The organism is Accumulibacter sp. (assembly GCF_036625275.1).
Taxonomy (GTDB): domain Bacteria; phylum Pseudomonadota; class Gammaproteobacteria; order Burkholderiales; family Rhodocyclaceae; genus Accumulibacter.
On record NZ_JAZKUD010000003.1, the window covers coordinates 170,264 to 180,034 of the forward strand.

General features: G+C 57.7%; 7 protein-coding genes. All 7 read left to right on the plus strand.

Annotated features, from left to right (window positions below; translation table 11 throughout):
* Nucleotides 1–1,119, plus strand: coding sequence for a Gfo/Idh/MocA family protein (locus tag V5B39_RS03170; RefSeq protein ID WP_332341385.1), 1,119 nt, complete (start codon nucleotides 1–3; stop codon nucleotides 1,117–1,119).
* Nucleotides 1,094–3,220 carry a bi-domain-containing oxidoreductase gene (locus V5B39_RS03175; protein ID WP_332341387.1) on the plus strand — a complete coding sequence of 709 codons (2,127 nt, stop codon included), beginning with the start codon at nucleotides 1,094–1,096 and terminating at the stop codon, nucleotides 3,218–3,220. Before V5B39_RS03170 ends, V5B39_RS03175 begins: the two co-directional genes overlap by 26 nt.
* 146 nt (nucleotides 3,221–3,366) lie before the next feature.
* Entirely contained in the window at nucleotides 3,367–5,043 is a 1,677-nt protein-coding gene (locus V5B39_RS03180) for a heparinase II/III family protein (protein ID WP_332341389.1), read from the plus strand.
* 1 nt (nucleotide 5,044) lies between these two features.
* Nucleotides 5,045–6,286 carry a glycosyltransferase family 4 protein gene (locus V5B39_RS03185; RefSeq protein WP_332341391.1) on the plus strand — a complete coding sequence of 414 codons (1,242 nt, stop codon included), beginning with the start codon at nucleotides 5,045–5,047 and terminating at the stop codon, nucleotides 6,284–6,286.
* Between the two features lie 115 nt (nucleotides 6,287–6,401).
* Nucleotides 6,402–6,986, plus strand: coding sequence for a DUF3782 domain-containing protein (locus tag V5B39_RS03190; RefSeq protein WP_332341393.1), 585 nt, complete (start codon nucleotides 6,402–6,404; stop codon nucleotides 6,984–6,986).
* Nucleotides 6,987–7,016: 30 nt separating this feature from the next.
* A complete protein-coding gene (locus V5B39_RS03195) occupies nucleotides 7,017–8,024 on the plus strand; it encodes an NAD-dependent epimerase (protein ID WP_332341395.1) in 1,008 nt (335 codons plus the stop codon).
* An 18-nt stretch (nucleotides 8,025–8,042) separates the two neighbouring features.
* Nucleotides 8,043–9,410 (plus strand): UDP-glucose dehydrogenase family protein, encoded by a 1,368-nt coding sequence (locus tag V5B39_RS03200; RefSeq protein ID WP_332341398.1) that lies wholly within the window; start codon nucleotides 8,043–8,045, stop codon nucleotides 9,408–9,410.
* Nucleotides 9,411–9,771 lie beyond the last annotated feature (361 nt).

Sequence of the window (9,771 nt, forward strand, 5' to 3'; positions counted from 1 at the left end):
ATGACCATTTATGGTCTCGGGAAAACGATATTCAAGATTCTTGGTCGGGTAAGACCGAATAATGGTTTTGCTGCCAGGCTGTGGAAAAGTGGGAAGGCGGATATCGGGATTATTGGTTGTGGGCAGTTTGCTTTTGCAACGATTGGCTTCTCGATTTGGCGACGATATGGGAATCGGTTCGCCATTTGCTACGACATCAATGTCGACAAGCAGCGCTCTTTTGCCTCTTTCTTTGGTCTTGCACAAGACGATGTTTCCGCTCGGGAGGTCATTACTGACGAGCGCGTAAGGTTTCTATATATTGCTTCCAATCATGCCTCGCACACGGACTATGCCGTTCAAGGACTGCTGGCTGGAAAAATCGTTTACCTGGAAAAGCCGATTAGCGTCAGTATCGAGCAATTACAAAGACTCAATGAAACCATTCGGAGAACGAGCGGGCAGATTTTTGCCGGATATAACCGACCATTTTCTGCTGCGGTGCGCCATCTGTATCACTTGATGAAAGGGGTGGACCAACCACTGACCCTGAATTGTTTCATCAGCGGCCATGTGTTAGGGCCCGAGCATTGGTATCGTAAGCCCGAGGAAGGAACAAGGGTTTGCGGTAATGTGGGTCACTGGCTGGATCTGGCAGTGCATATGCTTTGTTGGTCGAGTCTGCCGGATAAATGGGGCATCACCACCGTTTATAGCAATGCGATGACGCGTGACGAAGATATGGCGATTGTACTGACCAGCGAGCGAGGTGACCTGGTCAACATCATTTTAACGGCCCGCGGTGAACCCTTTGAAGGAATTAATGAAACGATCAATATTCAGCAGGGTGATCTGATCGCAAAGATTGATGATTTCCGCCAGCTTGTCGTCTGGCAGGGTGATAAGCTGGTGAAGAGGAGATTCTGGCCGAAAGATGTCGGCCATCACCTGGCGATTATTCAACCATTTTCCGAGGAGAAACGTGAGTGGCGTGAAGTCGAGCTTTCTACCTTGCTAATGCTTTGTATAGCCAGAATGGTCGTAAACGGCGATCATTTTTGCGAGTTCAGCTTTTCCGAAGAACAGAAACGATTAACCGGGCCCCCAAGTCGTCATGAAACAGATTCTGCAATCACTTAAAACAGGTGCGACTGAGGTTGCCGAGATCCCCTGCCCGGTGGTGATGCACCGGCAAGTATTGATCCGCAGCACGGTCTCCCTGGTCTCCGTTGGCACGGAGCGTATGCTCGTGGAGTTCGGCAAGGCTGGCTGGATCGAGAAGGCACGTCAACAGCCCGACAAGGTGCGCATGGTTCTGGACAAGATCAAGACCGACGGTTTGATACCGACAGTCGAGACGGTATTCAACAAGCTTGATCAGCCTTTGCCGCTTGGCTACTGTAATGTCGGTGTCGTGATGGAGACGGGAAGCGGGGTAACCGGTTTTGCACCCGGTGACCGGGTGGCTTCGAACGGCAAACATGCCGAGGTAGTCTCTGTTCCGGGCAACCTCTGTGCGAGAATTCCCCCCGTCGTTTCCGACGAGGAGGCGGCATTTACAGTGATCGGCGCGATCGCACTCCAAGGAATACGGCTCATTCAGCCCACTCTCGGCGAAGCGGTGGTGGTGACGGGGCTGGGGCTGATCGGTCTGGTCGCGGTGCAGTTGCTGCGTGCCCATGGCTGTCGGGTGTTGGGTATCGACTTCGATGCCGAGAAACTGGCCATGGCCAGAGAGTTCGGTGCGGAAGTGGTGAATCTCGCGGCTGGCGAGGACCCGGTCGCGGCGGCACAAGCCTTTGCCCGCGGGCGCGGGGTGGACGCGGTGCTGATTACGGCTTCCACCCAGAGTAATGCCCCAGTGCATCAGGCGGCGTTGATGAGTCGCAAGCGCGGGCGCATCGTACTGGTGGGGGTGACCGGGCTTGAACTCTCACGCGCTGACTTCTTCGAGAAGGAACTGACCTTTCAGGTCTCTTGTTCCTATGGGCCGGGTCGCTATGACACGAACTATGAAGAGAAAGGTCAGGACTATCCGGTAGGCTACGTACGCTGGACCGAGCAGCGCAACTTCGAGGCCGTGCTGGACATGCTCGCGGATGGCCGCTTGAACGTGCAGCCACTGATTTCCCATCGCTTTCCAATTGATGCGGCAGAGGAGGCGTATGCCTTGATAGGCAGTGCAGCATCCTCGTTGGGCATCCTCTTGCGGTATCCGACGCCTGCCGACAAGCCGGAAGTTGAAGTGCGTCGCTCTAGCGTCAGGTTGGCAGATCCCTGTGCTGCCGCCGGGAATGCGGCATTGGGCTTTATCGGCTCGGGTAACTACGCCACGGCGGTATTGATCCCGGCTTTCAAGGCAGCCGGCGCTCGCTTGAAAGTGGTTGCATCGAACGGCGGTGTCAGTGGTCTCCATGCCGGTCGCAAGTATGGTTTTGAGGCAAGCACCACCGACACAGACCGTATTTTTGCCGACCCGCAGGTTAACGCGGTGGTGATTACAACTCGCCACGACAGTCATGCCGCTCTGGTTTGCCAGGCACTCGCAGCCGGCAAGCACGTCTTCGTGGAAAAGCCGCTGGCAATGAAGCATGAAGAATTAGCAGCGATCGAACAAGCGCATGCAATCGCGGTGGCGACTGGCCGTTCTCCGGTGGTAATGGTCGGTTTCAACCGCCGCTTTTCCCCTCAAGTACAGAAGATCAGGTCGCTGCTTGAAGGTGCCAGAGGTCCCAAGGCTTTTGTGATGACCGTCAATGCCGGTGCCATTCCCACTGAACACTGGACTCAGGATCTGGCTGTGGGGGGCGGGCGGATCATCGGTGAGGGCTGCCATTTCATCGATCTGTTGCGTTTCCTGGCCGGCGTCGAGATTACAGCCCATTGCAGTGTTCGTATGCAGGCGGCAACCGCCGATACGGTGACAATCCAGTTGGCTTTCGCCGATGGGTCGATCGGCACGATTCACTACTTCGCCAATGGCAGCAAGTCCTATCCCAAGGAACGCCTGGAAGTCTTTGCTGCCGGCCGAGTCTTGCAACTGGACAATTTCCGGAAGCTCACGGGATTCGGTTGGCCAGGCTTCACGAAGATGAACCTGTGGCGGCAAGACAAGGGACAAAAGAATTGTGCGGCAAGGTTCGTCGGCGCCGTCGAGAAGGGCGAGCTTACTCCGATCGCGCTGGCTGAAATTCTGGAAGTCAGCCGGATCAGCATTGAGGTGGCTGAGAATCTCCGATGACTCGTGACGAACTTCATAGCACTCGTTGTTGCAAGCGATTTCGCGGCGCTGGATTTGATGAAAATCGTACTGAAATGGGACCGGCAAACCGGCCCGCAGGTTGTGGCGGCACTTGAGCAACTGCTGACGGCACGCCACCAGGACTCATGATCGGTTCCGGGCACCTGTCGCGCTTGTTCCACACCGTCCGACATCTGCGCGGGGAGCAGATTGCTTACCGTTTGTATTACCGCCTGGCCAGGCCTCTGGTCACCCGGCAGGCCCTTGCATCGATTACCGAGCTTTCCCGGAGAGCCTGGGTCCGGCCCTGGGTGGCGCCGTTGATTGCACCGCGTAGCCATATCGACCAGGGCGTATTCGAGTTCCTTGGAGAGCGCGGCCGCGTCGAGACGGCCGGTGACTGGAATGCGGTGAACAAGACCAAGCTGTGGCTCTATAACCTCCATTATCTTGACGACCTCAACGCAGTGGATGCAGATGCACGCTCCGATCAGCAAGGATGGCTGATTCAACGCTGGATCGATGACAATCCACCACTCGCCGGTCATGGCTGGGAACCCTACCCACTTTCCTTGCGAATCGGGAACCTGGTGAAATGGTGTGCGAGGCAAACACAAGTCTCTCCGGAATGGCTCGTCAGTATCGGCAGGCAGGCGCAGGCCCTTGCGGTTCAGGAGGAACGCCACATTCTTGCGAACCACCTGTTTGCCAATGGCAAGGCGCTGACCTTCGCCGGAGCGTTTTTTTCCGGCGATCAGGGGGGGCAGTGGTTGAAGGGCGGGTTGCGTATCCTGGATCGGGAGATCAGCGAGCAGTTCCTGCCGGATGGTGGCCATTTTGAACTTTCTCCGATGTATCACTCGACCCTGCTTTGGGATATGTGCGATCTCGTGAACCTGGCTGAGCGAAGTGCTGTCCCCGAGCTGCTTGAACGGGCAGCGGCATGGCGTGGCGTGATTGAACGGGGGCTGGCCTGGCTCGAAAGCATGTGCCATCCAGACGGGGAAATCTCTTTTTTCAACGATGCAGCTTTTGGCATTGCGCCGCAGTTTCGACAAATCAAGGCCTATGCCGGAGCCCTGGGTTGTCTGGAAAGCAAAGGCCTGACCGAAGCCTTGTCCTGCACTCCCTGCACTTATCTTCGTGATACCGGTTACATCGTCGTCCTTCCGGAGCAGGGTGGCAAGGCCTTGCTGGATGTGGCTGCCGTGGGACCGGCTTACCAGCCTGGTCATGCACACGCGGACACGCTCGGCTTTGAGTTGAGCCTCTTCGGGCAGCGGGTCCTGGTCAATTCCGGGACGTCCCGCTACGGCGAGGACACCGAACGGCTGCGCCAGCGAAGTACCGCTGCACACAATACGGTTGAGATCGATGGTGAAGATTCATCGGAAGTCTGGGCCGGCTTCCGGGTTGCGCGCCGGGCCCGACCGAGCGTACCGGAAATCTGGCGAGAACTGGGGATGGAAGGCGAGGAACTGCGGATTCGTTGCACACATGACGGATATCGGCGTTTGCCGGGCCATCCGATGCACCAGCGGCAATGGGCATTTGCCAAGGGTCGCCTGCGCATGATCGATTCGCTATCCGGACAGTTCCGAAAGGCCGTCTGCCGTTTTTACCTGCATCCAGACGTTCAGGTCGCGGGGAATCGGGAACTGCATCTGCAGAGTGGTCACAGACTCCTTTGGTCTGTCTTTGGCGGTACGGCGAACGTGGTGTCTTCGACCTGGCACCCGCAATTCGGGGCATCCGTACCCAGTCACTGTATTGAGATTCAGTTCGACAGCGCTGAACTGATCGTCGATTTTTCCTGGGAGTGAGATGCATATCCTGTTCTTGTCCGACAACTTCCCGCCGGAAGTGAATGCACCTGCCAGCCGCACCTTCGAGCATTGCCGCGAGTGGGTCAAGGCAGGCCATCAGGTGACGGTGATTTCCTGTGTGCCAAATTTTCCAAAGGGTCGCGTTTATGCGGGATATCGCAATCGGCTTTGGCAGGCTGAAATCATCGAAGGTATTCGGCTAATCCGGGTCTGGTCTTACATTACGGCCAACGAGGGCTTCGTCAAACGAATTCTCGATTATCAAAGCTTCATGGTGGCCGCCACCCTGGCTGGACTCCTTGTCCAGCGCGTGGATGTGGTGGTCGGTACCTCCCCCCAGTTTTTTACAGTCTGCGCGGCATGGGTATTGAGCGTTTTCAAGCGGATACCATTCGTTTTTGAGCTGCGTGACCTTTGGCCCGAGTCGATCAAGGCCGTGGGGGCGATGCAGGATTCAACGGCCATCCGCTGGCTGGAAAAACTGGAATTGTTCCTCTATCGAAAGGCCAGGCTGATTGTCACGGTGACCCATGCTTTCCGTGACAAGTTGATCAGGCGTGGCATCGATGGCAACAAGATCAGAGTGGTCACCAATGGTGTGGACATGGCGCGCTTCAAGCCCATGCCGAGAGATCCATTTTTGGTCCAACAGCTGGGCCTGGAAGGCAAATTCGTGGGTGGCTATGTGGGTACCCATGGCCTGGCACACCACCTCGAGACAGTTCTGGACGCCGCGGAGAAATTCATTTCCGAGGGCCTCGGACAAGATTTTCACTTCATCCTGCTTGGCGACGGTGCCCGCAAACCGGCACTTCAGGATCAAGCACACAGGCGTCGGCTGCAGAATGTGACGTTTGTGGACACCGTGCCCAAGGATGAGGTGGCGCGTTATTGGTCGCTGCTGGATGTGTCGATCATTCACCTTCGGAAAACCGAGCTGTTCACGACGGTGATTCCCTCCAAGTTATTCGAATGTATGGGCATGGGCTTGCCGGTACTGCACGGCGTGGCCGGTGAATCGGCGGAGATGGTGCGTGCAGAGAATGTGGGGATCGTCTTCGAGCCTGAAAACGCCGAGGAGTTGGTGGCTCAGATGAAGGCCCTGAGAAATGACCGCCCAAGGTACGATACATACCGCGCCAACGGTCTCGCGGCGGCCAGGAAATACGACCGTACGGCCCTGGCGATAGAGATGCTTGCGCTACTGGACAAGCTGGTTGCTGAACGTCGCTCACCATGACGGGCGTGCATGCGGTCGTCTCGGCGGCAAGTCGAAGTGGGGGAGGGAGATTCGTGAGTCGCTGATGCCGCTTTCACATTAAGATTCAGTCTGGCACCGGATGGAGAACCAGGACATGAGTGGTACAACGCAGGATGAGGTCTGGGCACTATTCCGCGAAATTGCGGACGCACAAAAGGAAACCGACCGAAAGTTTCAGGAAACCGACCGAAAGTTTCAGGAAACCGATCGAAAGTTTCAGGAAACCGATCGGCAATTGAAGCAGGTCGGCAGGAGGATCGGAGAACTGGGCAACCGACTCGGCGAGTTTGTCGAAGGACTGGTCAAACCGGCGGTGGTACGGCTGTTCCAGGCACGAGGCATCGTCGTCCATGAGGTGCATCCCGACGTATCGGTCGACCGGCATAACGAAGGCATACAGATTGATTTGCTGGTGGTCAACGACAGTGAGGCGGTACTGGTGGAAGTGAAAAGCAAACTGGCGCAGTCCGATGTAGACGAGCATCTGGAGCGGCTGGCGAAATTCAAACGGATGCTGCCGCGCTATGCCGATGTACGGGCCATGGGGGCGGTGGCGGCGATGGTGGTTCCCCCGGAAGTCGCTCGCCATGCCTATCGGCAAGGGTTGTTCGTTCTGGCGCAAACCGGCGACAGCATGGCGATTCTCAACGATGACCGCTTCCAGCCCAAAGCATGGTAGAGAGGAACCCGTTTTCCGGAGCCCCACCCCTTGAAACTTCTCGTCACCGGCGCAGCCGGCTTCATCGGCATGCACACCGCGCAGCGCCTCCTTTGTCGTGGCGACACGGTGGTGGGCATCGACAACCTCAATAACTATTACGAAGTGACTCTCAAGCGCGCCCGCCTTGCCTGTCTGGCAGGGCAGGGTGACTTCCGCTTCATCGAGATGGACATCGCCGATCGGGGAGCCATGGCGACGTTATTCGCCAGCGAAGGATTTGATCGCGTGATCCATCTGGCGGCACAGGCCGGTGTGCGCTATTCACTCGCCAATCCCAATGCCTACGTCGATAGCAACCTCGTCGGCTTCATGACCGTCCTTGAGGGCTGCCGCCAGCATGCGATTCAGCATCTGGTCTACGCGTCGAGTTCCAGCGTCTACGGCGGGAACGCACGCATGCCTTTCTCCGAGGGGGACAATGTCGACCATCCGGTCAGCCTCTACGCCGCAACCAAAAAAGCCAACGAGCTGATGGCACATACCTACAGTCATCTCTATCGTTTGCCGACCACCGGACTTCGCTTCTTCACGGTCTATGGTCCCTGGGGCCGGCCCGACATGGCGCCTTTCCTGTTCACTCGTGCGATCCTCGAAGGGCGGCCGATCGAGGTTTTCAACCACGGGCGGATGCAGCGCGACTTTACTTACGTGGATGACATTGTCGAGGCCGTGCTGCGAGTCAATGACCGGATTCCCTGGCCCGATCCGACTTATACTGCCGACCGTCCAGATCCGTCCGCCAGTGATGCGCCATATCGCGTATTCAATGTCGGCAATCATCAACCGGTGCCCTTGCTGAGCTTCATCGGCTGCATCGAGCGACGATTGGGACGCGAGGCCGAGAAGCGGATGCTGCCGATGCAGCCGGGCGACGTACCGATCACCTATGCCGACACTTCCCGCCTCGAAAAATGGATCGACTTCGCACCAGACACGCTGTTGTCCGAGGGCATCGCGCGCTTTGTCGATTGGTATCGCAACTACTACCAGGTCTGAAAGGAACATTGTCATCCCATGAAAGTGACCGTAATTGGAACGGGCTACGTCGGCTTGGTCACTGGCGCCTGCCTGTCGGAGATGGGCAACCACGTATTGTGTCTGGATGTCGACGAACACAAGATCGCGATCCTCAACAGCGGCGGGATCCCCATCCATGAACCTGGCTTGGAGCCAATGGTGAAGCGCAATGCCGTAGCGGGACGTCTGCAATTCACGACCGACATCGCTGCCGCAGTACATCACGGTACGCTGCTGTTCATCGGTGTCGGCACGCCTCCCGACGAGGATGGTTCGGCCGATCTGCAGTATGTGCTCAGCGCTGCACGCAACATCGGTCAGCACATGACCGACTACAAAGTGATCGTCGACAAGAGCACGGTACCCGTCGGTACCGCCGATCGCGTTCGCGCGGCCGTGCAGGAAGCACTGGCCAAGCGCGGGCTGAGCATGGAATTTGCTGTGGTCAGCAATCCGGAGTTCCTCAAGGAAGGCGCCGCGGTCGATGACTTCATGCGCCCCGACCGCATTATCGTCGGTGCTGACGATGAACGCGCGACGCTGCTGATGCGGGCGATCTATGCCCCTTTTTCGCGTAACCGCGACAAGCTGCTGCTGATGGATACGCGCAGCGCCGAACTCACCAAGTATGCAGCCAATGCGATGCTCGCGACGCGCATCAGCTTCATGAACGAACTGGCTCGGCTGGCCGAGTGCGTCGGCGCTGACATCGAACTGGTTCGCCATGGTATCGGCAGCGATCCGCGTATCGGCACACGCTTTCTCTATGCCGGCACCGGTTACGGTGGCTCGTGTTTTCCCAAGGACGTGAAGGCGCTGGTGCGCACCGGCCAGGAGTTTGGTATCGATCTTCGTGTCCTGGCAGCCGTCGAGGCGGTCAACGACATCCAGAAGCGGGTGCTGGTCGACAAGGTGCTCGCCCGCTTCGAGGGAAACCTGCAGGGACGCAGCTTCGCGCTGTGGGGGCTGGCCTTCAAACCGGATACTGACGACATGCGTGACGCACCAAGTCGAGTGATCGTGCATGAACTGCTGCGTCTCGGTGCGACGATTCGGGCTTACGATCCGGTGGCGATGGACGAGGCGCGCCGGGTATTCGGCGACCTTCCTGGGCTGAGCCTGGCGAGTCACCCTGCCGAGGCGCTGCAGGACGCGGATGCCCTGTTGATCGCCACCGAATGGCGCGAGTTCAAGAGTCCGGATTTTGAGCAGATCCGGGTGCTGCTCAAGCAGCCCCTGATCTTCGACGGCCGAAACCTTTTTGACCCCGTTCTGGTACGTAGTCTGGGGATCGAGTATCACGGGGTCGGGCGCGGCGAGGGGGTTCGACAAACCCGGACCGATAATGTGGCAAGCGGGGCGTGAACCGATTGTGATCAGTATTGCATCGATGATTTTCCATCATGCCGGCGAGACTGGACCCACACCACATAGACGTGGAGGGCGAACGAAAGTGTTGGGCGGATACCTGACTCCCCTCCTCCTCGCGGGGAAGGAGTTGGGGGAGAGGGGGCGTCCATACCCTCACAAAGGCCGCCAGAGCAGACTGACGGCTCTGGCCATCTGCTTTTGCAAGAATTTGGCGAATCGCATGTGCAACGTAATCGTTCACACCCCCTCAACAAAACCTTCCAGCGTGATGATTTGTATGGGATAGTTGCGGCACTTTCGGACGACCTGAGCGACGCGGGGCGATGCACCTGAGCAGACATGACCTTTTCCAGAT

Excerpts from the sequence above, each read along its gene's own strand:
- V5B39_RS03175 (WP_332341387.1), top strand. The coding sequence starts at position 1,094 with ATGAAACAGATTCTGCAATCACTTAAAACAGGTGCGACTGAGGTTGCC.
- V5B39_RS03200 (WP_332341398.1), top strand. The coding sequence starts at position 8,043 with ATGAAAGTGACCGTAATTGGAACGGGCTACGTCGGCTTGGTCACTGGC.
- V5B39_RS03170 (WP_332341385.1), top strand. The coding sequence starts at position 1 with ATGACCATTTATGGTCTCGGGAAAACGATATTCAAGATTCTTGGTCGG.
- V5B39_RS03190 (WP_332341393.1), top strand. The coding sequence starts at position 6,402 with ATGAGTGGTACAACGCAGGATGAGGTCTGGGCACTATTCCGCGAAATT.
- V5B39_RS03185 (WP_332341391.1), top strand. The coding sequence starts at position 5,045 with ATGCATATCCTGTTCTTGTCCGACAACTTCCCGCCGGAAGTGAATGCA.
- V5B39_RS03180 (WP_332341389.1), top strand. The coding sequence starts at position 3,367 with ATGATCGGTTCCGGGCACCTGTCGCGCTTGTTCCACACCGTCCGACAT.